Annotated in this window: 20 protein-coding genes; 6 read left to right on the plus strand and 14 right to left on the minus strand. The window is 73.5% G+C overall.

What is annotated here, in order from left to right; all coding sequences use genetic code 11:
* Positions 1-42: 42 nt before the first annotated feature.
* The 7 genes from RLT58_RS11300 to RLT58_RS11330 form a co-directional block, all read right to left on the minus strand.
* Positions 43-1,428: an HEXXH motif domain-containing protein gene (locus tag RLT58_RS11300; protein ID WP_311310268.1), complete on the minus strand. Its 1,386-nt coding sequence runs from the start codon at positions 1,426-1,428 to the stop codon at positions 43-45.
* The gene (locus RLT58_RS11305) at positions 1,425-2,582 is read right to left on the minus strand and encodes an FxsB family cyclophane-forming radical SAM/SPASM peptide maturase (RefSeq protein WP_311310269.1); all 1,158 of its coding nucleotides are present in this window, start codon (positions 2,580-2,582) and stop codon (positions 1,425-1,427) included. The genes RLT58_RS11300 and RLT58_RS11305 overlap by 4 nt, the downstream gene beginning before the upstream one ends.
* Before the next feature lie 64 nt (positions 2,583-2,646).
* On the minus strand, positions 2,647-2,850 hold the full coding sequence (gene fxsA / locus RLT58_RS11310) for an FxSxx-COOH cyclophane-containing RiPP peptide (protein WP_311310270.1): 204 nt from the start codon (positions 2,848-2,850) through the stop codon (positions 2,647-2,649).
* A gap of 174 nt (positions 2,851-3,024) precedes the next feature.
* Positions 3,025-6,594, minus strand: coding sequence for an SAV_2336 N-terminal domain-related protein (locus RLT58_RS11315; RefSeq protein WP_311310271.1), 3,570 nt, complete (start codon positions 6,592-6,594; stop codon positions 3,025-3,027).
* Between the two features lie 7 nt (positions 6,595-6,601).
* Positions 6,602-7,627: an AAA family ATPase gene (locus RLT58_RS11320; RefSeq protein WP_311310272.1), complete on the minus strand. Its 1,026-nt coding sequence runs from the start codon at positions 7,625-7,627 to the stop codon at positions 6,602-6,604.
* Between the two features lie 127 nt (positions 7,628-7,754).
* Positions 7,755-9,824, minus strand: a complete 2,070-nt coding sequence (locus RLT58_RS11325) for a VMAP-C domain-containing protein (RefSeq protein ID WP_311310273.1) — start codon at positions 9,822-9,824, stop codon at positions 7,755-7,757.
* Positions 9,821-10,429, minus strand: a complete 609-nt coding sequence (locus RLT58_RS11330) for a CU044_2847 family protein (RefSeq protein WP_311310274.1) — start codon at positions 10,427-10,429, stop codon at positions 9,821-9,823. Before RLT58_RS11330 ends, RLT58_RS11325 begins: the two co-directional genes overlap by 4 nt.
* A gap of 194 nt (positions 10,430-10,623) precedes the next feature.
* Here RLT58_RS11330 and RLT58_RS11335 point away from each other — a divergent pair, with 194 nt between their 5' ends.
* Positions 10,624-10,809, plus strand: coding sequence for a DUF6104 family protein (locus RLT58_RS11335; RefSeq protein ID WP_010061466.1), 186 nt, complete (start codon positions 10,624-10,626; stop codon positions 10,807-10,809).
* A 22-nt stretch (positions 10,810-10,831) separates the two neighbouring features.
* Here RLT58_RS11335 and RLT58_RS11340 read toward each other — a convergent pair whose 3' ends face one another.
* Entirely contained in the window at positions 10,832-11,671 is an 840-nt protein-coding gene (locus tag RLT58_RS11340; RefSeq protein ID WP_311310275.1) for a hypothetical protein, read from the minus strand.
* Between the two features lie 165 nt (positions 11,672-11,836).
* Between RLT58_RS11340 and RLT58_RS11345 the strand changes: the two genes are divergently transcribed.
* Positions 11,837-12,694 (plus strand): DUF4097 family beta strand repeat-containing protein, encoded by an 858-nt coding sequence (locus RLT58_RS11345; RefSeq protein ID WP_311310276.1) that lies wholly within the window; start codon positions 11,837-11,839, stop codon positions 12,692-12,694.
* Between the two features lies 1 nt (position 12,695).
* On the plus strand, positions 12,696-13,694 hold the full coding sequence (locus RLT58_RS11350; protein ID WP_311310277.1) for a PadR family transcriptional regulator: 999 nt from the start codon (positions 12,696-12,698) through the stop codon (positions 13,692-13,694).
* Positions 13,695-13,920: 226 nt separating this feature from the next.
* Here RLT58_RS11350 and RLT58_RS11355 read toward each other — a convergent pair whose 3' ends face one another.
* The 4 genes from RLT58_RS11355 to RLT58_RS11370 all read right to left on the minus strand — a co-directional run bounded on the left by RLT58_RS11355 (position 13,921) and on the right by RLT58_RS11370 (position 17,116).
* The gene (locus RLT58_RS11355) at positions 13,921-14,496 is read right to left on the minus strand and encodes a Clp protease N-terminal domain-containing protein (protein WP_311310278.1); all 576 of its coding nucleotides are present in this window, start codon (positions 14,494-14,496) and stop codon (positions 13,921-13,923) included.
* Positions 14,496-14,705, minus strand: a complete 210-nt coding sequence (locus tag RLT58_RS11360) for a sigma factor-like helix-turn-helix DNA-binding protein (RefSeq protein WP_254374538.1) — start codon at positions 14,703-14,705, stop codon at positions 14,496-14,498. The genes RLT58_RS11355 and RLT58_RS11360 overlap by 1 nt, the downstream gene beginning before the upstream one ends.
* A 31-nt stretch (positions 14,706-14,736) precedes the next feature.
* Positions 14,737-15,708: a zinc-binding dehydrogenase gene (locus tag RLT58_RS11365; protein WP_311310279.1), complete on the minus strand. Its 972-nt coding sequence runs from the start codon at positions 15,706-15,708 to the stop codon at positions 14,737-14,739.
* A gap of 196 nt (positions 15,709-15,904) precedes the next feature.
* The gene (locus RLT58_RS11370) at positions 15,905-17,116 is read right to left on the minus strand and encodes an NAD(P)-dependent malic enzyme (RefSeq protein ID WP_311310280.1); all 1,212 of its coding nucleotides are present in this window, start codon (positions 17,114-17,116) and stop codon (positions 15,905-15,907) included.
* Positions 17,117-17,640: 524 nt separating this feature from the next.
* On the opposite strand from RLT58_RS11370, the gene RLT58_RS11375 reads away from it, so the two are divergent.
* Genes RLT58_RS11375 through RLT58_RS11385 form a run of 3 tightly spaced genes read left to right on the plus strand, consistent with a single transcriptional unit; the run spans position 17,641 to position 20,352 of the window.
* Positions 17,641-18,609: an ABC transporter substrate-binding protein gene (locus tag RLT58_RS11375; RefSeq protein WP_311310281.1), complete on the plus strand. Its 969-nt coding sequence runs from the start codon at positions 17,641-17,643 to the stop codon at positions 18,607-18,609.
* 28 nt (positions 18,610-18,637) lie between these two features.
* Entirely contained in the window at positions 18,638-19,594 is a 957-nt protein-coding gene (locus RLT58_RS11380; RefSeq protein ID WP_311310282.1) for an amino acid ABC transporter permease, read from the plus strand.
* A complete protein-coding gene (locus tag RLT58_RS11385; RefSeq protein WP_311310283.1) occupies positions 19,591-20,352 on the plus strand; it encodes an amino acid ABC transporter ATP-binding protein in 762 nt (253 codons plus the stop codon). The genes RLT58_RS11380 and RLT58_RS11385 overlap by 4 nt, the downstream gene beginning before the upstream one ends.
* A 65-nt stretch (positions 20,353-20,417) precedes the next feature.
* Here RLT58_RS11385 and RLT58_RS11390 read toward each other — a convergent pair whose 3' ends face one another.
* Both RLT58_RS11390 and RLT58_RS11395 read right to left on the minus strand, forming a co-directional pair.
* The gene (locus tag RLT58_RS11390) at positions 20,418-21,188 is read right to left on the minus strand and encodes a hypothetical protein (RefSeq protein ID WP_311310284.1); all 771 of its coding nucleotides are present in this window, start codon (positions 21,186-21,188) and stop codon (positions 20,418-20,420) included.
* Entirely contained in the window at positions 21,185-21,673 is a 489-nt protein-coding gene (locus tag RLT58_RS11395) for a SigE family RNA polymerase sigma factor (RefSeq protein WP_311310285.1), read from the minus strand. The genes RLT58_RS11390 and RLT58_RS11395 overlap by 4 nt, the downstream gene beginning before the upstream one ends.
* Positions 21,674-21,741 lie beyond the last annotated feature (68 nt).

A 21,741-nucleotide genomic window follows, 5' to 3' on the forward strand; every position in this document is an offset into this window, starting at 1 on the left:
TACCTCGGAGCATGGCCGCTCCAGCAGGTGTTCCAAGGCTTCTCACGGCCTCGGCAGGCCGTTCCTCTGCTGCCATATCACCTTGGCGGTGCTCACGTACGCCTGTGCGCGCGCGAGGTGCCCCGGGGGAGGCGGAGAATCGTCCAGACGGTGGTAGACCGAGATCATCTCGTTGACCACGGCCCGGCCTTCACGGGTCAGCCCCGTCGATCCGGCCAGCACCGGCAGTGCCGCGCCGACCTGTTCCCGGCAGCGGCCGTGCTCCGCCCAGGCCAGGTCGCGGTGAGTGACGCGCCGCGCGTGGAGTGCGTAGCGCTGCCAGTAGTCGGCGAGCGCGAGATGCGAGTACGTGCCGTGCAGGAGCCCGTCGAAGGGGCGGGGGTCCGGGCGCCAGGGAGCGAAGTGGCGCGGCGCGGCGTCCTCGTGGTGCAGCGGTACGAGGTCGGCGAGGGCAGCCAGCTTGGTGTGCTGGAGCTCGTGGACGAGGGTCGCGGCGAAGTAGAGGGAGGTGGCGGGCTTGCTGCTGAGGACGGCGCCGAATGCCTCGCGCCTGGTTCCGCTGCAGTGGGCGGTGCCCTCGTCCCCGGAGCCGGGCGGGGTGCCCAGCGGGACGACGCAGCGCAGCAGCACGGCCGCTTCGGCCAGGCGGTGGCCGCCGCCGATCCGGAGTAAGGGCTCCACCCCGGACCAGGACTGGGCCCAGGCCTTGCGTGCCGGATCGTCGACGGGGGTGGTGGCGCTCAGCCCGTGGGCCGGGAGCCCGTCGCCCTCCGTGCCGTAGGGGTCGACGTCGTCGAGGAGGACCGGGTGGGCACCCGGCAGTGCGCCGGGGAGCACCAGTACGGGAAGCCAGCGGGGGTCCGCCGAGGTCAGGGTGGTGTCCGGCTGGGCCCGCACGGTCAGGGGCGGGGCCTCGGCCGGGCGGATCGTCACCTCGCCGCCGGCATGGGTGACTTCGACCGGTCCGGGGCCGGCCCTGACGGCTCCGAGGGTGGGCAGAGAGGCCAGGCCGCCCCGGGGGCGGAGGCGGACGGTGCAGGGCTCCCCCGCCCGGATCGCCGCCGAGGCCGCGAGTGCGGTCAGATGCGCCAGGTCGTCGAGGAGCCCGGGGCCTGCGGGGCGGTGGCCGGTGAGGCCGCCCAGGAGCCGCTGTGCCCAGGGGCCGGCCAGCGGATGGAACAGCACGGTCCGCACGGCCGCGCGGTCGGCGAACTCGGCGGCTTCGAGCAGGGCCCAGTCGGCGCGCAGCCGGTCGAGCAGCGGGGGCGGGCACACGGACGCGGGCGCGGCGGCGGCCGCGTCGAGCACGGCCCTGAGCAGGACCAGACGCCGGGTGTCCTGGGCGCGGGCGAGCAGACCGAGGGTGGCGGGTCCGCCCTCGGTCCGGCCGAGTTCGCGCAGTACGGGGTCGGGGACGGCGGTGTTCATGGGGGGTCTCCTGCGGTTGCGTCGGCGAGCCGGTCCGCGACATGGCGCACCAGCCGTTCGAGGTCGGCGCAGTAGACGGAGGGGTTGGCGAAGCCGTTCTCTGCGCGGTAGCGGTGGGCGTAGTGCCCGCCGCCGCACACGGTCAGCAGCGGGCAGGTGCGGCAGGCGGTGGCAAGCGCGCCGGCGCCCGCCTGGCGGGCGGCGACGCCGGGGTGGCGCAGGGCGTCGTCGAAGGTGTGCCGGAAGACGTCGAGGCCGGTGGCGGTGGCGCCGTCGTACGCGGACTTGAGGGAGTCGACCAGTTCGATCGACCCGTCCGTCTCGATCACCACCGCGTTGAGCGGGTCGAGACCCAGCGACTCGGTCGCCGAGGGCAGGCCGAGCAGCAGCCCGACGCACTCCTCGAAGAGCTTGATCCGCGTCTCCCGCCGGGCGGCGGGCCACCAGCGGTCGAAGACCGCGCACAGCCAGTCCCCGTACGGGGTGGCGCGGCCGGATCCCGGGCCCCTGGGCGTGTCCGTCAGGTCCGGCAGTCCGGGCGGCGGGCTGGTCCAGTTGCCGTGCGGCAGCAGCAGGTTGACCGACGGCGGGCGCAGTTCGAGCAGCGACTCGTACAGTTCCACGGGGTCCGTGCGCGGGTCGACGACGGTGAGGATGCCGGCGTACGCGTCGGGGTGGTGGTCGGCCAGGAGCCGGGCGCCGCGCGAGGCCGCGGGCCAGGACGGGCGGCCGGCGTGGTCGACGCGCTGGGTGTTGTGGGCGGCCCGGCCGCCGTCCAGGCTGATCCCGATGCGGATGCCGTGCCGGGCCAGGGTGCTGACGCGCGCGTCGGTGAGCAGGGTGGCGTTGGTCTGGACGACGGCGTGGACGGTGCAGCCGTCGGGCGCGCGCTCACGCAGCCGGTCGACGAGGGCCGCCAGCCGGGCGGGGCCCGCGAGCAGGGGTTCGCCGCCGTGCAGCACGAGGGCGATGTGGCGCAGCCGGTGCGCAGCCGCGTGTTCGGCGATCCGGTCCGCGATCCGGTCCAGGACCTCGGGGGACGCGGCGGCCGGGCGGGCACGCCAGGTCCGGTCGGGGCCCTCGTACAGATAGCAGTAACGGCAGGCGAGGTTGCAGCGCCCGTGCACCTTCACGATGAACTGCCCGAAGGGCACACCAGGGGGCGCCGGGAGCGGCCGGGTACCCGGTCCGCGCCCCGGTGCTGTGGGGTGGCCCATCTCAGAAGGCCGCGTCGAAACCCCAGAGCATCTCCTGCGGCTCCTCCGCCCGCCCCCGCAGATCCGCGACCACCTCGGCGAGCACCGGGTGGTCGAGTGTCCGCAGCGCCTCCAGGTCGAGGCCCAGCAGATCCGGCAGCTCTCCGGTGGCACCGGGGGTCCCACCGGTCCCGCCCGTCCCGTCGTTACGTGTCGACTCGCTCATCACGCCTCCCCGTACTGCAGCACCGGTCCCGCCGTGCCGCGCTCGCCGTCGAGTGCGCACCGCCGTCCCGCGTCCCTGACCCGCTCCGTCCTGCCGCGCGCGCCTCGGCCGGTGACGTCCGTGGCCCGGCCGTCACCGGTCTTGGAGCGCCCTGTCGTGCTCGTCGTTGAGCACTCAGCGCTCCAGGACGGCCAGCCGCTCGGCGGTCGACTCGCCCGCCGCGCCGCCGCCGTCCGGCAGTTTGCGCCACTCCTGGCGGGCCGCCCGGTACGCGTCCCGCGCGGCCCGGGGGCGTCCCGCCCTCTCGTACGTCATACCCCGCCAGTGGTTGGCTGTAGCACCCAACTCCACTGCCTCCTGAAGCTGTTGTGGACTCATCCGCTCCACTTGGGCCTCGGCCGCGGACTCGGCGGCCGACCGGAACGCCTCCGCCGCCTCGTCGCGCCGGGCGGGGCGGTCCAGCACCCCGGCCGCCTGGAGCAGCGCCCTGCCCAGCTCCAGCCAGCAGCGCGCCGCGGTCATCGGCGCGACGGCCTCCTCGGCGGCCAGCTTGAAAAGGTATTCGGCCTCCCGAAGGTCGACCCGGTCGGCGGTGGCCCGGTGCCGCAGCATCAGGGCCCGGCCGAGCAGCAGCAGCCGCTCAGACTGGAGTGCCCCGCCCGCCGGGGTCTCGGACCGGCAGTCGCGCAGCACCCGCACGGCGGCGCCGATGTGCGCGGTCCCGTCCGGCAGTTCGGCCCGGCGCAGCAGGGTGGCGCCCCACTCGGCGAGCACATCGGTGTGGGCCCGGGAGTCACGGGGGATGCCCCGGGCCGCGCGGGCGAACCAGTCGGCGGCGGCCACGAGCTGTGCGGGGTCGCCGGTGTGTTCGTAGCGGGCGACCCGTACCCGGCCCGCCCGGATCTGCAGCTGGGCGCGCCGGCGCTGGTCGCGTACGGTCTCCAGCGCCTGGCCGGTGAGGGTCGCGGCCTCGTCGGGCTCGGCGCCGGAGGCCAGCAGGGCGTCCACGAGGTCCAGCACGATGCGGACCTCGGTGCCCATGGTGTGCCGGCCGCCCTGGGCGAAGGCGGTCCGCAGCGACCGGGCCGAGCGGCGTGCGTACTCCCGGGACTGCTCGGCGTCCTCGGTGGCGCGGGCCAGCTTCAGGAGTGTGCGGCCGCGCTGCAGGGGCAGGACGGCGGGGCGGTTCTCCTGGTCGGGCCAGGCGTCGGCGAAGGCCTCCAGCATGCCGCAGGCGCTCTGCAGCAGGGCGCTGTCGCCGTCGAGCCGCCACTGCGCCTCCAGGGCCCGCACCCGCTCCAGGGTGAGCCGCAGCGCCTCGGCGGGGTCGAGACCGGGGGCGGCGCAGGCCGCCGTGTACTCGCGGTCGGCGCGCCGCAGCAGCTCCAGCGCGCCGCGCCGGTCGCCGCGCCGGCGCCGGTCGTCGGCCGCCGCGTGCAGCACCTTGGCCAGCACGGCCCGTTCGCGCACCGCGCCGGGGCGGGCGGCGGCCCGTTCGGCGGCGTGCTCGGCCTCGCCGAGCAGGTCGGCGCCGCCCTGCACCTCCCACAGCCGCAGCACGCAGCGCGCGTACTGAGCCCACAGCTCGGGGTCGTCGGCGGCGGGTGAGCCGCTCTCGGCGGCGCCCCGCAGCAGTTGTACGGCGTCGATCAGGCGCTGCACCATCTTGTCGGCCTCGAACTGGCGCAGGAGTTCGCGCGCCCGCTGCACGGCGTGGTGGTCGAGGGGGGCCGGGGTTCCGGGGACCGTCGTCTCCCGGGTGACGAATCTGGGGGGCACGGGCATGAATCGCTCCAGTACGCGGGCTGCGACCTCGGCAAAGGCGTGGGGGACGCGCGGACCGCCGCGCCTCTCGTTCCCCCCGGTCCCCTCGGTCTCCTCACTGTCGTCGGCTTCGTCGGTGTTCTCGGCGGGCTCGGCGGACTCGTCCGTGCGCCCGGGCCCGGTGAGCCCGGCGGGCGTCCGGTACGAGGACGCGCGCGCCGTGCCGTCACCGAGCTGGGCGAAGGCCAGGGCCGGGAAGTTGGGCCCGCCCTTGCCGAACCGCTGCTCTATGTATTGCGAACAGTGCTTGAGTACGAGCAGAGCCTCGTCACGGCCGAGCGGTCCGAGCAGGGCGTCCTGGACCTCGGGCTCGAAGGCGTACCACTGTCCGCGCCCCCCGGCGCCGTCGGCGCGTCGGAGTAGTCCGCTCAGCAGCACCTCCGCCAGCTCGGAGGGGCCCGACTGGGGCAGCATCGTGCGCTGCACGAGCTGCATCACGGGCAGGTAGAGGGGGGCCGCCGCGAGGTAGACGGCCAGCTGTCCGGCGACCGGGGAGGCCGCCGAGCGGAAACGGCTGAGCAGTTGCAGCGAGGAGGGCGCGCCGTCCCGGCGCGGGGCGGGGGCCCCGGGCTGGTCGGCCCGTACCCAGCCGACCGCTCCGGAGATCCGCGCCGAGCCCGTGCCCGAGAGCAGCCGGGCCCAGGCGGCGAGCGCGTCCGCCACGGGCGGCAGGACCGGGACGGCCAGGGCGCCGGGGTGGGCGGCGGGGCCGGCTCCGGCGTCCCCGGTGACCTTCAGCTGGGCCGCTCCGGCGGGGCCCTCGCCCCGGGTCAGCGAGCCGAAGGTGACGGGCAGCCGGGTGCGGCTCCACATGCGCTGCGGCAGCGGCTGGAGGACGGCGACCGGGGCGAGCCGGGCCAGCTGGTGCAGCAGCCGGTGGGCCTGCCCGCTGCGCCAGAGCGGGCCGGCGCAGTCGCTGATGACGACGGTGACACGGCGCCCGGTCGGGTCGTTGAGCCGGTCCGCCGAGAGCAGGGGGGCGGCGGCGGGGTCGGCGCTGCGGCTGACCGCGCAGCCGCCGTCGGGCCCCTGGTGGAGATAGCGCACCTGGACGTCCCGGAAGGCGCCCAACTGGCCGAAGATCTGCTGGAGTTCCCGGAACATCCGGTCCCACACCAGCATGGACGAGGAGGCGTCCATCACGCACTGGAGGACGGCGTCCCCGCGCCGGACCCCACGGAAGACCGGCATGATCAGGCCGCCTGCGCGGGCGCTGCGCTCCGCGGTCGCGGTCTCGTCCAGGACGCTGCGGGAGGGGGCGGAGGCCGGGTGGTAGCGCTGCAGCGGGCGCAGGGCGCGGGTGAGTTCGAGGGGGGCCGGCAGGACGGGGGCGGCGGGCACCCCGAGCGGGAGGACCGAGGCGGTGCGGGCGCCGGGCCTTCCGCCGCCCCGGACCTCGCTCCCGTCGCGCTCGCCGGCGTCCTCCTCCTCGCCGCCGCCGCGGGCGCCGCGCGGTAAGGGGTACAGGGAGATCCGCTCCTCGTCCGACGCCGCGCGCGCCTCGTCGGGCCGGTCGTCCCGGCGGGTGTCCGGGACCGGGTCCGCCCGTACGTCCGCCGCACCTGTGGACCCCGGGACGGTGGCCTCCTGCGGAATCCCGGCGGAGGGGACCGCGTCGCGGCCCTCCGGCGCACCGGTGCCGCGCGTCCACCTGGCCAGCCAGAGGGCGTCGCAGAGCTGCTCGGCGTCGGTGTCGAGCCCGGCCCCGCGCAGCCGGGCGACGAGCGCCGGAAGCAGTCCCTCGTCGTGCGGGTCCGCTGCGCCACGCAACGCGCGGGGCAGCGCCACGAGCTCCTCGTCACCGGGCAGCGCCACGACGTCTCCGCCACCGGCCGGCGCACCGGACACCTCCACGGCCTCCTCGTCGCCGGGCAGCGCGCCCGCCGCCGCGTCGGCGGGCGTCCGGTCGGCCCCGGGCATCAGCGCCTCACCTCGGCCGGTCGAGTCGCTGGATGAGCAGGTCGGCCAGCCGGTCGCGGCCGGCCGGGGCCGCCGCGTGGGTGAGGTAGATGGCGTTCAGCAGCTGGTCGGTGGCGAGGAGTTCGCTGCGGGAGCGCTCCAGGAAGTGGGCGATGAGGTCGTCGCTGGAGCGGGCCGCCTCCTCGCCGAGGTGGGCCTTGACGAAGGACGCCAGCCGCTTGTGGTCGGGGCGGCCCAGCTCCAGATGGATGCAGCGGCGCATCAGGGGGGCCGGGAAGTCCCGCTCGCCGTTGCTGGTGAGCACCACGAAGGGGAAGGCCCGGCACTGCACCCGGCCGCCCTTGATCCGTACCTTGTTGCCGTCGTGGTCCAGGACGTCCGCCTCGCCGTCGGGCAGCCGGTCGGCGATCCGCTCCAGCTCGGGGATGGCGAACTCGCCCTCCTCCAGCACGTTCAGCAGATCATTCGGCAGGTCGATGTCGCTCTTGTCCAGCTCGTCGATGAGCAGCACCCGGGGCCGGTCCGAGGGCAGCAGCGCGGTGCCCAGCGGGCCGAGCCGGATGTAACTGCCCACGCTCTGGGCCGAGTCGGCGCCCGCCCCGCCGGCCGCCCCGTGCGAGGCGATCTGCACGTCCTGGAGCCGGGCGATCGCGTCGTAGTGGTAGAGGCCGTCGAGCAGGGTGGTGCGGCTGACGACGGGCCAGCGCAGCACCTTGCCCAGCTCCAGCTCGCGCGCCACCGAGTGCGCCAGCGTGCTCTTGCCGGCGCCCGGGACCCCGGTGACCAGCAGCGGCCGCCGCAGATACAGCGCCGCGTTGATCATTTCGAGTTCCTCGGCGCCCGGCCGGTGCTCCTCCGCGATGCGCCCGGGGATGCCGAGCCGGCGGTCGGCGGACTCGTCGCCGTCCCCTCCGGAGGCGCCGGAGCGGCCACCGGCGAAATCACGCCAGGGCGGCGGGGGCGGCAGTTGCGCCACCTCGTCGTGGGGTTCGCCGATTCCTCGGTAGATGAGCCACTCGCTGGGTTCACTCATAGCGTGTTCCTCGTTGTCACTCGCCCGCCGGGGGCGGCCGCCGTCGAACGTGCCTTACCGTAGCGATCGGGGGTAACTCCCGTAAGGGGAAGGCCCATTCGGCCATCGGAGCGATGTGTTCCACGGGTCACGGCGCCTCCAGGAAGTAGCCGGGGTCCGGCAGCGGATGGTGCGGATCGTCGAAATAGAGGGCCGCGCCCGCGGACCAGTACATCTCCGTACGTCCCGCGCTCACCCCTCTTCTCAATTGGTGGATCTTCCACGGGAGCCGGTCATGGGTACGGGCGTCCGCGACGGCCTCGGCCACGCGCCGGTGGAACTCCCGGCAGACCGGGTCGGCCTCCGCCGCCCGCCGCTGGAGCAGGGCCACGCCGAAGCCGGTGTCGAGCAGCCGCACCACCCCGGCCGTGATGTCGGAGTCCGGCCGGCTGCCGTGGCGGCAGAGGACCGGAACGGTTTCCCGGGCGAGGGTGCTCAGCCGCGTCACTTCCGGTACACGTACCCGCAAATCGTCCTCGCAGTCGACGACTTCGGCCCTTATGCCCGGCTCCAGACCGGCGTCCCAGCGGGCCGGGCGCTCCTCGGCCGCACCCTCGTACGAGGTCCGCAGGACGACCGGGCGTACGGCTCCGAGGCGCTGCCCGTCCGAGGGGAGCACCCAGTCGTCGACCGGCAGCCCGAACAGCGCGGGGGCCACGACGACCTGGAGCATGGCCGGGCTGCCCGGCTCGTCGCACCGCCGGAACGCCTCGGTGAGCGCGGCGGCGAGCCGGTCGGGCACGGTGCCGAGCGGGGCGCCCCGGCTGTCCTCGTCGACGGGTTCGGCCTCGGCGGCCTGCCGGTTGACGGCGACCCGCCAGTCGTACTGGTCGCGGGCCCAGCCCTGGAGGTCGACATGGAGCACGACACAGTCGCGTGCGCCGTACAGGACGGGTTCGCCCGCCGGGGCCAGGGCTGCCTGCTGCCGGTTCTGCTCCAGGCGCGGCCGGATGTCGGCCCACTCCAGGTCGAGCCGGCGGCGCAGGTCCCGGGGCAGTTCGGCCTCGGCGATGCGCTTCACCCAGCCCCAGAGCGCCTTGGCGTTCCGGACGGACAGCTGTCCGCAGGGGCGGTCGGCCGCGAGGACGCCCATGCAGTAGCGCACGATCAGTTCGAACCGGGCCTCGCGGTCGCGGGCGCGGGTGTCGTACAGGGCGCCCAGCCCGTCGCGCCAGCCGCGCGGGGCCGGCCGGTGGTCGCGGGAGTAGACCCCGGGCAGGGTGTCGAGCAGGACGAGCAGGCTGCGGGTGCTGGCCGGCGGGGTGAGCTCGGCGAGCCGGCCCAGCAGATCCACCCGCAGCCGGGGGCCGAGGATGCCGCCGGGCGGGACCGGCAGTTCGCTCTGGGCATCGGTCCAGGTCCGCTCGGCACCGGCCGAGCTGTTGTGCCGGTCCGCGTGGTAGCGGTCGTGGGCGTGGAAGACGGACTGGTAGATGTCGTCGGTCTCGGCCTCGACGGGGGTGGACGGCACCTTCAGGGTGCGCAGCCGCTCGATCCCCACGGCCGTGCCGCCCTGGTGGCCGTCGAGCCGTGACTTGATCACCCCGACCACCTCCCCCCGGACGAGGTCGACCAACGGGCCGCCGGACATGCCCAGTTCGACCCAGTCTCCGTCGAGCCTGACCACCTGCTCGGCGTCACCGGAGGCCCCGTAGGCGCCCTTCACCACGCAGACACCGCTGCGGTTCTGCAGTCCCCCGCCCTGCCCGGGCGCCCAGCCCACGCAGTGGATCTCCCGGCTGCGGAGCATCGCGTCGGACCGCTCGGTCACATAGACACAGGTGTGGTCGACGGGCCGCTGGAGCTGGATGAGGGCCAGGTCGGGGGCGGGCCAGCCGCCCGCTCCCGGCGGCCGGGTGTCGGGCATCGCGGCGACGACCTTGCCGGGCACCTCGGTCAGTTCGGTGCTGTAGCGGTCCTCCTTGAACCACACGCTCACCATGCCCCCCTCCCCCCTCGTCGCCACGTGCGCACACGTGAGGACCCAGCTGGGTGCGACGAAGAAGCCGCTTCCCAGGAAGTCCCCTCCCGGCCCGTCCTGGGCATACCCGGACGGCGGGCGATGGATGCGCACGGTGGCGTCCTGCACGAGGTCGATGAGGGCAGCCTGGGCGGGACCGAGCCCGCCCTCTGCGCCCCCCTCGGCATCGGAGGTCATGCCCCGCCGCCGTCGGTGTCGTCCGCACCGTCCGGGTGTGCCGGTGCGCCGGGGGATGCCCCGGCGGACGGAGGGCCGCCGGGTGCGCCCCCGGCCGGCGAGGGGGGCGCGGGGGCCGGGGCGGGCGCCGGCGCGGGAGGCGGCGGACCCGGGGGCGCGAACGGGACCGGGGGCGGCTGCACGGGAGGCGCGGGCGCCTGCGCGGGTACGGGCACGGGCGTCGGCGCGGGCGGGTCGACGGGCGGGCCCTCCCCGTTCCAGGTGAGCGTGATCTTGATGGCGCCCTTCGCCTCGCCGTCCGCGAGCAGCCCGACGACCTTGCCGGACTTGGCGGTGAGCTCGATCCCGAACTCGACGCTCACCTCGTCCGGCCGCACGGCGCGCAGCGGCACGGCGAGCGAGCGCGCGACGCTGGTCACCACGGACTGCAGGCTCTCCACCCGCGCCTGCACCCGGTCGGTCAGATCGCCGAACCCGGTGTCCGTGTACGTCGGTCCGGCGCCGGGCTCCGGTCGCGCCAGCTCCTCGGCCCCGGAGATCCTCGCCCAGACCGGTGTGCCGTCCGGCATCTCAATGCGCGTAATACGGGCCTCACTGTCACCCATGACACCCCCCGTTTCCCCAAGTACCCGCAGATTAACGGCCGTAGACGGCCGGTGCGGGGTACATGAGCGAGGACGCGGGGGCGCGCCGGACCGGTTCTGGGGCCCGCCGAGGGCCGCCCACCGGCCCCGGGGAGGTCCCGGGAGGGCCCCAGGGGGGCCGTCGCAGGGCTGTCACCAGGCGATAAACTCGGGCCATGTACTTCACCGACCGCGGTATCGAGGAACTGGAGAAGCGGCGAGGCGAGGAAGAGGTCACCTTCGAGTGGCTCGCCGAGCAGCTGCGCACGTTCGTCGACCTGAACCCCGACTTCGAGGTGCCGGTCGAGCGCCTCGCCACCTGGCTGGCCCGGCTGGACGACGAGGACGACGAGGACGAGTAGTCCCGGCACTTCCCGGCCCGCGTCAGCCGCCGGGTGCGCCGTCCCGCATCCGGTCGTACGCGAGGCCGAGCGCCCCGTGCACCATCAGCAGCGCCCCGGCGGCGGCCCAGCCTCCGCTGCGCCGGCCCGCTCCCCACAGGAGGAGCGGAAGTCCGGCGGCCAGCTGGGCACCGGCCAGGGCGCGGGCCCGGGGGCCCCGCATCCACGGCCCGACGCGGCTGTCCTCGACCACGCCGAGTTCGGCCTCGACGGCGTCGCGCCAGCCGGTCCACTCCACGCGTCCGGCGTCCGGGCGCGCGGCGGCCCCCTCGGTCAGCCGGGCGGCGGGCTCACCGGGGTCGAGCCCGTCCGGGAGCGTCAGCCCGGTGCGGGTGAGCACGGCGAGCAGCCCGCGCAGCCGGGCCCGGGCGTCCGTCTCCGGCTCGGGCCGGGTCAGGGCCTCCAGCGACTGGACGTCGAGCACGGGGTCGAGGCCGAGCCGCTCGGCGAACGTACGCATCGCCTCGTCCTCCCCCGCCGGGGTGCCGTCCGCCAGCCAGACGTAGCCGACCGGGCGGCGGAACCCCGAGGCGAGGGTGTATCCGGCCCGGTCGCCGTCCCACCACAGCGCGAGCACCGGCCAGGTGGAGCCGACCGCGAGCGCGGTGGCCCAGCCGCCCAGCACCCGGTCGACGGGCTCGGCGCCCTCCGCCTGCCCGGGCCGCCCGTCCCGCCAGGGCCGGCCCTCGGGTACGAGGACGCTCCAGCCGTCCCCGGCGGGCGCGAGCAGCAGCGTTTCGCGCAGCAGTTGGGCGACCGGGCGCACCGCCTTCGGTTCGGCCCGGCACAGCAGGAGTGCACCCACGGGTGATGTCGCGTCCATGACTCACACCGTAGGGCAGATCATCCGCATTTGATGCGTTTGATCCGGTCGGGCACCCCTTCGCCCGCCGGGTGACCCGCCTTGACTTCCACGATCCGCGATATATCGTGTTCTCCAAGAGACGCGATATGTTGCGTCATCCGCGCTCCCCGGGAGGTCAGATCCATGCCTGTGTCGACGTGGGCCATCGCCGAGCCTCGGAAGCTGACCTTCGACGAACCGGTGACGGCGCTCAACGTGCGCATCGTCAACGGCACGGTCAATGTCGTCGGCACCGACGAGCCGGTCGCCCGGCTGGAGGTGTCCGGGATCGAGGGACCGCCACTGGTCGTGACGCAGGAGGACGGCGTCCTCACCGTCGCGTACGAGGACCTGGCCTGGCAGAACCTTCTGAAGTGGCTCGACCGCAAGGGCTGGCAGCGGCGCGCGGACGTCTCGCTCGCCGTCCCGGCCGGCTCGGCGGTCGAGGTCGGGGTGGTCGGCGCCGGGGCCTTCGTCTCCGGCATCCGCGGCCGTACGGACGTGCGCGGCGTCACCGGCGACACCACGCTCGCCGGCCTCTCCGGTCCGGTCGGCGCGGAGACCGTCTCCGGCAATGTGGAGGCCCAGTCCGTCACCGGCGAGCTGCGCTTCCACTCGGTCTCCGGCGATCTGACGGTGGTCGAGGGCGCGGGTCCGTCGGTGAAGGCCGAGTCGGTCAGCGGCGACATGGTGCTCGACCTGGACCCGGCGGGGAAGCCCACCGACGTCCGGCTGGTGACGGTCTCCGGCGAGATCGCCATCCGCCTCCCCCACCCGGCCGACGCGAGGGTCGAGGCGAACACCACGAGCGGCTCCGTCTCCAACGGCTTCGAGGACCTGCGGGTCAGCGGCCAGTGGGGGGCGAAGAAGATCACCGGCACCCTGGGTTCCGGCACCGGGACCCTGCGGGCGACGACGGTCTCGGGAGCGATCGCGCTGCTGCGCCGCCCGGCCGCCGAGGACGAACCGCACGACGCCGAGCCGACCGGAAAGGTGCTCTGACATGCCCCCCGTATTCGCCCACGGCCGCCTGCGCCTCTACCTCCTGAAGCTGCTCGACGAGGCCCCCCGCCACGGCTACGAGGTGATCCGGCTGCTGGAGGAGCGCTTCCAGGGCCTGTACGCCCCCTCGGCCGGCACGGTCTATCCCCGGCTGGCCAAGCTGGAGGCCGAGGGGCTGGTCACCCATGCCACCGAGGGCGGCCGCAAGGTCTACTCGATCACCGACGCCGGCCGCGACGAGCTGGCCGGGCGCACCGGCGAGCTGGCCGATCTGGAGCTGGAGATCAGGGAGTCGGTCTCCGAGCTGGCCGCCGAGATGCGCGACGACGTGCGCGGCGCGGCGGGCAAGCTGCGCAGCGAGATGCGCGCCGCGGCCGACGAGTCCCGCCACACCGGCGCGCCCGGCTCTCGCGCCAAGGCCGGCAAGGAGTCCCCCTTCGGCGGGCTCGGCGACTTCGGCGACCTGGGCGATCTGGGCGACAAGGAGGCGTGGCGCACCGCGAAGGAGGAGCTGCGCAAGGCCAAGCAGGAGTGGAAGGAGCAGGCCCGGCGCGCGAAGGACGAGTCCCGCCGCGCCCGTGAGGAGGCGCAGCAGGCCCGCCGCCAGGCCAAGGAGGCCCAGGAGCGGGCGCGCGAGCAGATGCAGAACGCCGCCCGCCAGGTCCAGGAGCACTTCGCCCGGGGCGACTGGCCGACCGGCGTACGGGAGGGGCTCGCCGAGATCACGGGCCAGCTGGGAGGCTTCGCCCGTACCGGAAGCTGGGCGCCGTACATCAAGCCGGACGCCGCGGACGCCGACCCGGAGTGGGGCAAGGACGCGGGTGGCACCGGTGACCCGGCGCGCGATCTGGACCGGCTGCTCGACCGGTTCCGCGACGACATCCGCGACGCGGCCAGGGACCGGGGGGTGACGGAGGAGCAGCTCGCGGAGGCCCGCCGTCATCTGGCGACGGCGGCGGCCCACATCGGCGCGCTGCTGCGCGGGGACGACGCACGCTAGGGCGTGTCGTCGAACTGGCGTCGTCGCCCGGAGGGCGGCCGGGCGGCGTCAGGTGAGTGCTCTCGGCGTGCCGGCCCCGGACCCCTGTACTGGACGTACCGGGGTCCGGGGCCGGTGCGGCGAGAGTGCGTGCATGGCGTCGCCCGGCAGACGCCGGTTCGACGACACACCCTGGGGGCGGTCTCGCGCATGCGGCCCGGGGAGTGCCCCCCGGGCCGCTCGGCGTTCAGCCCGCCTTGCGCTCCCGGCCCGCGCCGCCCTCCCCGTACAGGGCGCGCTCGACCGTCGCGCAGGTCGCGCCGTGCTCGGCGAGGACATCCGCGACGACCCCGGGGACCGCGGTGAGGGCGAGCAGGAGGTGTTCCTCGCCGATGAAGCGGTCGCCGCGGCCCAGCGCGATCCGCAACGACTTCTCCAGGGCCTTCTTCGCCTCCCGCGTGAATCCGGGGCCCCCGACCCGTCGGCGCCGGCCACCGCGGTCGCCCACCAGGGCGCCCTCGCCGTGCGCCTCCTCGATCCGGGAGACGATCGCGGTGAGGTCGATGCCGATGTCCGCGAGCGCGTCGGCGTCCGCCCTGGTCATGCCGCCGCGCCTGCGCGCCTCGGCCAGCGCGGCCGCCACGGACGCCCTGCGGTCGGTGATCCCCAGCGCGGCCAGGGCGAACGGCACCCGGCCGCCCTCCTGGTCCAGCAGGGCGAGCAGCAGATGCTCCTCGGTGACGTGGCCGGCCCCGGTCCGCTCCGCGTGCTCCACGGCACCGGTCACGGTGGCGCGGGCACCTCTGGTGAATCGCTCGAACATCAATGCCTCCCGTACTTCTTGTGCACGGCCTGCCGGCTGACACCCAGTTCGGCCGCGATCTCCTGCCACGACCAGCCCTGAACACGGGCGCTTCTGACTTGTACGGCTTCGAGCTGCTCCAGCAGCCGCCGCAGCGCGGCGACCGCCCGCAGCCCCACCCGGGGGTCGCGGTCGCCGGCGCGCTCGGCGAGATCCGTTGCTTCGGTCATGGTGTCAACGTACATTGACACCCCGATGGCGTCAACCCTGGTTGACAGTGAGCACGATCTTCCCGAACTGGTCGCCCTTGGCGAGCCGTTCGAACCCCTCGCGGGCCCGGTCCAGCGGCAGTACCTCGTCGATGACGGGCCGCACCCCGGTGGTCGCGCAGAAGGCGAGCAGATCCTCCAGCTCGTCCTTGGAGCCCATGGTCGAGCCGACGACCTTCAGCTCCAGGAAGAAGATCCGGGTCAGCTCGGCGTGCGAGGGCCGGTCGCCGCTGGTGGCACCGGAGATGACCAGCGTGCCGCCGGGGCGCAGGGACTTGACCGAGTGCGACCAGGTGGCGGCGCCGACCGTCTCGATGACGGCGTCGACCCGGTGCGGCAGCCGGGCCCCGGCCTCGAACGCCTCGACGGCGCCGAGTTCGACGGCCCGCCTGCGCTTGGCCTCGTCGCGGCTGGTGGCGTAGACCCGCAGCCCGGCGGCCCGGCCGAGCACGATCGCGGCGGTCGCGACCCCGCCGCCGGCGCCCTGGACGAGCACGGAGTCCCCGGGCCGCACCCCGGCGTTGGTGAAGAGCATGCGGTACGCGGTCAGCCAGGCGGTGGGCAGACAGGCGGCCTGCTCGAAGGTGAGCTCCTTCGGCTTGGGCAGCACGTTCCAGCTGGGCACGGTGACCTGTTCGGCGAAGGTGCCCTGATAGCGCTCGGTGAGGATGGACCGGGGCTCGTCCGGCCCGACGCCGTGCCCGGTCTGGCCGATGACGGAGTGCAGGACGACCTCGTTGCCGTCCTGGTCGGTCCCGGCGGCGTCGCAGCCGAGGATCATCGGCAGCTTGTCCTCGGCGAGACCGACGCCGCGGAGCGACCAGAGGTCGTGGTGGTTGAGGGAGGCGGCCCGGACGTTGACGGTGGTCCAGCCCGGTCGCGCACCGGGAGCGGGGCGTTCGCCCAGCTCCAGGCCGTTGAGGGGGTGGTCGCGGTCGAGGCGGGATGCGTAGGCGGCGAACATGGGCCCGACGATAGGGCGCGCCCCGCGCTCGCGTAACCGTCTGCGGGTGTGACCCACACCGCGCGTGACCGGACGGACGGAATCGAGCCCCTCCGGCGACCGAGGAGTGGGGGTGCGGGGGCGGCGCCCCCGCAAAGGGGCCCGGGGGGGGCAGCGCCCCCGAAAGGCTCAGCCCGGACCCCCGCGCCCCCTCACATCACCGCCGGGCCACACCCTCCGCCCGCGCCGCCGCCGCGACGGCCGCCGTGACCGCCGGAGCGACCCGCTCGTCGAACGGCGAGGGGATCACGTAGTCCGCGGCCAGCTCGTCGCCCACCACGTCCGCCAGCGCGTTCGCCGCGGCGATCTTCATGCCCTCGGTGATCCGCGACGCCCGCACCTGGAGCGCCCCGGCGAAGATCCCGGGGAACGCCAGCACGTTGTTGATCTGGTTCGGGTAGTCCGACCGCCCCGTCGCCACGACCGCCGCGTACTTGTGCGCGATGTCGGGGTGCACCTCGGGGTTCGGGTTGGCCATGGCGAAGACGAAGGCGCCGGGCGCCATCGAGGCGACCGCAGGCTCCGGAACCGTACCGCCGGACACGCCGATGAAGACGTCCGCGCCGGCCAGCGCGGTGTCCAGCGGCCCGGAGATCCCGGCCTTGTTCGTCAGCTCCGCCAGCTCCCGCTTGACCTCGGTCAGGTCCTCGCGGTCCCGGCTCACGATGCCCTTGCGGTCGGCGACCGCGACATCGCCGAGCCCGGCCGCCAGCAGGAACTTGGCGATGGCGACCCCGGCCGCGCCGGCACCGGAGATCACGGCCCGCAGATCGCCGAGCTCGCGCCCGGACAGCTTCGCGGCGTTGCGCAGAGCGGCGAGCGTGACCACGGCGGTGCCGTGCTGGTCGTCGTGGAAGACCGGGATGTCGAGCCGCTCCTGGAGCTTGCGCTCGATCTCGAAGCAGCGCGGCGCCGAGATGTCCTCCAGGTTCACACCGCCGAAGGACGGGGCGAGCCGGACCACGGTCTCGACGATCTCGTCCGCGTCGGTGGTCGCGAGGGCGATCGGCACGGCGTCGACGCCGCCGAACTGCTTGAACAGGATCGCCTTGCCCTCCATCACCGGGAGGGACGCCTCGGGGCCGATGTCGCCGAGGCCGAGGACCGCGGTGCCGTCCGTCACGACGGCGACGACCTGCGACTTCCAGGTGTAGTCGTGGACGAGCTCGGGGTGCTCGGCGATCGCGCTGCACACCTTCGCCACGCCGGGCGTGTACGCGAGGGACAGGTCGTCCTTGTCCCGGATCGGGACGGTGGCCTGCACGGCCATCTTCCCGCCCCGGTGGAGCGCGAAGGCCGGATCGAACGGCTCGTCGGTGGTGCTGTCTGTGCTGCTGTCGCTGCGAGGATTGACGATCTCCGCTGCCATGGTGTTGACCCCTTAAGTCTTCATCGTTTGAGGGTGGCCACTCCTGGTTGAGGAGGGGTGGGCGGGCACCGCGTCCGTTCCCCGCACTGGGCGATTGGCCCGCCCCGGCAGGGGTGAGGTACGTACGCGCGGGCGCGCCGCACACGCGCCCTGAGCCCCGGATGAGGGGTGTAAACGTCTTTCTTACCGGACGGACCGGGTCACGGACGAGTCCATATCAGCTCGGTGACGTGACTCATAGTCGAATATCTGGACAAGTCAGCCACACAACTGAATAGCGTCCATCACTTGAGACCCGCCGGAGAATCTCCGGCCGGCAGAAGGAAACCCCACAGAAGGTCCGGCCTTGATGTACCGGCCTCGAGAGGTTCGGGGATCGCCCGTTACCCGATTTTGACATGACAGGCCCCCTGAATGGGCTAGTCCGAATGGCAAGATGCCGTAATCACACAAGGCGGCGACACCCGACGCCGTGTGCCAACCCGCCTGGCGACACCACCCTCATCTGCCGGAGGAACCCGATCATGACCGCACGCACCATTCGTCGTACGACCGCTAAGTCCCGGATTGCAGCGGTCGGCGCCATCGCGGTCGCCGGCACCATGCTGCTGACCGCCTGTGGCGACCAGACGAAGAACAACGACCCGGACGCAGCGAAGACGACCGCCGGCGCCTCCACCGGAACCACCTCCCCCGCCGACCTGCTCCCCGCGGAGATCAAGTCCAAGGGCGTCATCAAGGTCGGCTCGGACATCGCGTACCCGCCGGTCGAGTTCAAGGACAAGTCCGGCAAGACCGTCGGGATCGACCCCGACCTCGCCGACGCGCTGGGCAAGGAGCTGGGGGTGGAGTTCCAGTTCGAGAACGGCACCTTCGACACCCTGATCACGGGCCTGCGCTCCAAGCGCTACGACCTGGCCATGTCGGCGATGACCGACACCAAGGACCGCCAGGAGGGCATCGACCCGGAGACGAAGAAGAAGGTCGGCGAGGGCGTCGACTTCATCGACTACTTCACCGCCGGCGTCTCGATCTACACCAAGAAGGGCGACGACCAGGGCATCAAGACCTGGGCCGACCTCTGCGGCAAGAAGATCGCCGTCCAGCGCAACACCGTCTCGCACGACCTGGCCAAGGCCGAGTCGAAGAAGTGTACGGGCGGCAAGAAGATCGCCATCGAGGCGTACGACAACGACCTGGAGGCCCAGACCCGGCTGCGCTCCGGCGGTGCCGACGCCGGCTCATCCGACTTCCCGGTCGCCGCGTACGCGGTGAAGACCTCGGGCGGCGGCAAGGACTTCCAGATCGTCGGCGACCAGGTCGAGGCGGCCCCGTACGGCATCGCCGTCGCCAAGGGCAACGACCAGCTCACCAAGGCCGTCAAGGCGGCCATGGACGCGATCATCAAGAGCGGCGAGTACGAGAAGATCATCGCCAAGTGGGGCGTGGAGGCCGGTGCGGTCACCGAGGCCAAGCTGAACGGCGGATCCTGACCGGATCCGGCGCTGAAAGGCATCAGCCGTGACTGACATCGAGAAGAAGACGGGCCCGGCCGACGAGCCGCCCGCACCCCCCGCCGCCCCGGCGGCAGGACCGGAAGCCATCAGGGCCATCCCGGTCCGGCACTACGGCCGGTACGTCTCGGCGGTCGTCGCCATCGCCGCGCTCGTCGCGATCATCTACGCCTTCAGCCAGGGCAAGATCAACTGGGGCGCGGTCCCGGACTACTTCTTCGACGACCGCATCATCAAGGGCGTCGGCCAGACTCTGCTGCTGACCTCCCTGTCGATGGTCATCGGCGTGGTCGGCGGCATCCTGCTGGCCGTCATGCGCCTGTCGAAGAACCCGGTGACCTCGTCGATCGCGTGGTTCTACATCTGGTTCTTCCGGGGCACCCCGGTCCTGGTCCAGCTGTTCGTGTGGTTCAACCTGGGGCTGGTCTTCCAGTACATCAACCTCGGGCCGATCTACAAGGACTACTGGTCGAGCTTCATGACGCCGCTGCTGACGGCGCTGCTCGGCCTCGGCCTCAACGAGGCCGCGTACATGGCGGAGATCTGCCGCGCCGGCCTGCTCTCGGTCGACGAGGGCCAGACGGAGGCCTCGCACGCGCTGGGCATGAGCCACGGCAAGACCCTGCGCCGCGTCGTGATCCCGCAGGCCATGCGGGTGATCGTGCCGCCCACGGGCAACGAGGTCATCAACATGCTCAAGACCACGTCGCTGGTGGCGGCCGTGCAGTTCTACGAGCTGTTCAAGTACGCCCAGGACATCGGGCAGAGCTCCGGGGCCCCGGTGGAGATGTACTTCCTCGCCGCGGCCTGGTACCTGATCATGACCTCGGTCCTGAGCGTCGGGCAGTACTACCTGGAGCGGTACTACGCCCGCGGCTCCAGCCGCAGCCTGCCGCCCACCCCGCTGCAGAAGATCAAGGCCAACATGCTGTCGCTGGGCCGCCCGAAGGGAGGCATGGCATGACCGCCATGGTGAAGGCCGAGGGCGTCCACAAGTCCTTCGGCGCCGCGCACATCCTCAAGGGCATCGACCTCGAGGTCGCCCCGCGCGAGGTCTTCTGCCTGATCGGCCCGTCCGGTTCCGGCAAGTCGACGTTCCTGCGGTGCATCAACCACCTGGAGCAGATCAACGCCGGACGGCTGTACGTCGACGGCGAGCTGGTCGGCTACCGGCAGAAGGGCGACAAGCTCTACGAGCTGAAGGACAGCGAGGTCGCCCTGAAGCGCCGGGACATCGGCATGGTCTTCCAGCGCTTCAACCTGTTCCCGCACATGACGGCCATCGAGAACGTCATGGAGGCCCCCGTGCAGGTCAAGCGTGAGTCCCGGGCGGTCGCCCGGGCCCGCGCGGAGAAGCTGCTCGACCGGGTCGGGCTGGGCGACAAGGCGAAGAACTACCCCTCGCAGCTGTCCGGCGGACAGCAGCAGCGGGTGGCCATCGCCCGGGCGCTGGCCATGGAGCCGAAGCTGATGCTGTTCGACGAGCCCACATCGGCGCTCGACCCGGAGCTGGTGGGTGACGTCCTCGACGTCATGCGCGGCCTCGCGGAGGACGGCATGACGATGATCGTCGTGACCCATGAGATGGGCTTCGCCCGTGAGGTCGGCGATGCGCTGGTCTTCATGGACGACGGCGTGGTGGTCGAGTCGGGCCACCCGCGCGATGTGCTGGGCAACCCGCAGCACGACCGGACGAAGTCGTTCCTGTCGAAGGTCCTCTAGACCCTGCGCGTACGGGAGGGCGGTACGGACCCACGTGGCCCGTACCGCCCTCCCGCGCGTTCGCCCTACTTTCCCCGCACCAGCTCCGGGCTGAGCATCAGCGTGCGCAGCTGGGCCCGGGTGAGCGGCGGGGTCCTGAGCAGCGGACCCTGCGCGGTGGCGGCCTCGAAGCCGGTGCTGTCGTTCACGGCCAGCAGTCCGCCGTCCTTCAGGGTGAGCCGGGCGGTCAGCTGGGGTCCCCACTGCGGGGTGCCGTCGCCGTAGTCCATCGCGTCGCTCCAGATGGTCAGCACCCGTCCGTCCGGCAGCTCCTCGCGGACGCAGTCCTCACGCTGCGGCTCCCCGCTGTTCCGCGCGCAGAGGTTCTCGTCGCGCAGGCTGCCCCCGAGCTTCGTGCCCACCGCCTTCGCTGACATCAGGCCGACGGTCAGATAGCCGACCCCGCCGTCCCGGCGGACCGCGTACTGCCCGTCCAGCGGGCCGTAGAGGTGTTCCTTCGCCTGCCCGGGTGTCACCTGCTTGATGATCACGGCGAGCGACACCTGCTCGATGGAGCCGACGCCGCGGGGCAGCAGCCCGGCCAGCCGCGCGGCCCGCCCGGTGGGGCCGGGGAGTTCGGCGGGCGCCGCCACCGACGAGGTCCGCGAGGGCTGTTCCCCGGAGAGCGCCGGCACGACGAACGCGCCCCCCGCGACCGCGCAGACCGCGGCCGCCGACACCGCCGCCCTGCGCCGCCACCGCACCCGGGCCGCCTTGGCGTAGACCGCCTCCGTACTGATCACGGGGCTGCCCGCGTCCTCCGCGGCCCGCCCCAGCAGTTCACGCACGTCGCTCATACCAGTTCCTCCGCCATCTCGGCGCGCAGCGCCGCCAACCCCCGAGCCGCGTGGCTCTTGACCGTGTTCTCCCGCATCCCGAGCAGCCGGGCGGTGGCCTCGACGCTCAGGTCCTCCCAGTAGCGCAGCACCAGGACGGCCCGCTGCCGGGCGGTGAGCCGGGCGAGTGCCGCCCGTACCGCGAGGCCGGTGTCCGTGTCCGGCGCGTGGACGGCCCGGTCGGGCAGTTCGCCGTACGCCTGCTCGCGCCGCCAGAACCGGCGGCGGGCCGCGATGAAGGTGTTGACCAGCGTCTTGCGTGCGTACGCCTCGATGTTGTCGAGCCGTCCGTGCCGCCGTCCGCCGAGCACCACTTTGACCAGGGTGGCCTGGACCAGGTCCTCGGCCTCGTGCCGGTCGCCGCAGAGCAGATACGCGCTGCGGAACAGCGCGGTGCGTCTGTTCTCGACGAAGGCGTGCAGCGCGGCCTCGTCCTCACTCCGCATCCTCGGCGCCCCTCTCCGGGTCCGCGGGCGCGGACCGTCTCACCCTTCCAGTGCGGTGGGGGGCGGGG

This window comes from Streptomyces sp. ITFR-16 (assembly GCF_031844705.1).
In the GTDB taxonomy this organism is placed as follows: domain Bacteria; phylum Actinomycetota; class Actinomycetes; order Streptomycetales; family Streptomycetaceae; genus Streptomyces.

Excerpts from the sequence above, each read along its gene's own strand:
- fxsA (WP_311310270.1), bottom strand. The coding sequence starts at position 2,850 with ATGAGCGAGTCGACACGTAACGACGGGACGGGCGGGACCGGTGGGACC.
- RLT58_RS11345 (WP_311310276.1), top strand. The coding sequence starts at position 11,837 with ATGCCTGTGTCGACGTGGGCCATCGCCGAGCCTCGGAAGCTGACCTTC.
- RLT58_RS11335 (WP_010061466.1), top strand. The coding sequence starts at position 10,624 with ATGTACTTCACCGACCGCGGTATCGAGGAACTGGAGAAGCGGCGAGGC.
- RLT58_RS11300 (WP_311310268.1), bottom strand. The coding sequence starts at position 1,428 with ATGAACACCGCCGTCCCCGACCCCGTACTGCGCGAACTCGGCCGGACC.
- RLT58_RS11375 (WP_311310281.1), top strand. The coding sequence starts at position 17,641 with ATGACCGCACGCACCATTCGTCGTACGACCGCTAAGTCCCGGATTGCA.
- RLT58_RS11360 (WP_254374538.1), bottom strand. The coding sequence starts at position 14,705 with ATGACCGAAGCAACGGATCTCGCCGAGCGCGCCGGCGACCGCGACCCC.
- RLT58_RS11325 (WP_311310273.1), bottom strand. The coding sequence starts at position 9,824 with ATGACCTCCGATGCCGAGGGGGGCGCAGAGGGCGGGCTCGGTCCCGCC.
- RLT58_RS11365 (WP_311310279.1), bottom strand. The coding sequence starts at position 15,708 with ATGTTCGCCGCCTACGCATCCCGCCTCGACCGCGACCACCCCCTCAAC.
- RLT58_RS11350 (WP_311310277.1), top strand. The coding sequence starts at position 12,696 with ATGCCCCCCGTATTCGCCCACGGCCGCCTGCGCCTCTACCTCCTGAAG.
- RLT58_RS11395 (WP_311310285.1), bottom strand. The coding sequence starts at position 21,673 with ATGCGGAGTGAGGACGAGGCCGCGCTGCACGCCTTCGTCGAGAACAGA.
- RLT58_RS11385 (WP_311310283.1), top strand. The coding sequence starts at position 19,591 with ATGACCGCCATGGTGAAGGCCGAGGGCGTCCACAAGTCCTTCGGCGCC.
- RLT58_RS11320 (WP_311310272.1), bottom strand. The coding sequence starts at position 7,627 with ATGAGTGAACCCAGCGAGTGGCTCATCTACCGAGGAATCGGCGAACCC.
- RLT58_RS11390 (WP_311310284.1), bottom strand. The coding sequence starts at position 21,188 with ATGAGCGACGTGCGTGAACTGCTGGGGCGGGCCGCGGAGGACGCGGGC.
- RLT58_RS11315 (WP_311310271.1), bottom strand. The coding sequence starts at position 6,594 with ATGCCCGGGGCCGACCGGACGCCCGCCGACGCGGCGGCGGGCGCGCTG.
- RLT58_RS11340 (WP_311310275.1), bottom strand. The coding sequence starts at position 11,671 with ATGGACGCGACATCACCCGTGGGTGCACTCCTGCTGTGCCGGGCCGAA.
- RLT58_RS11370 (WP_311310280.1), bottom strand. The coding sequence starts at position 17,116 with ATGGCAGCGGAGATCGTCAATCCTCGCAGCGACAGCAGCACAGACAGC.
- RLT58_RS11330 (WP_311310274.1), bottom strand. The coding sequence starts at position 10,429 with ATGGGTGACAGTGAGGCCCGTATTACGCGCATTGAGATGCCGGACGGC.
- RLT58_RS11355 (WP_311310278.1), bottom strand. The coding sequence starts at position 14,496 with ATGTTCGAGCGATTCACCAGAGGTGCCCGCGCCACCGTGACCGGTGCC.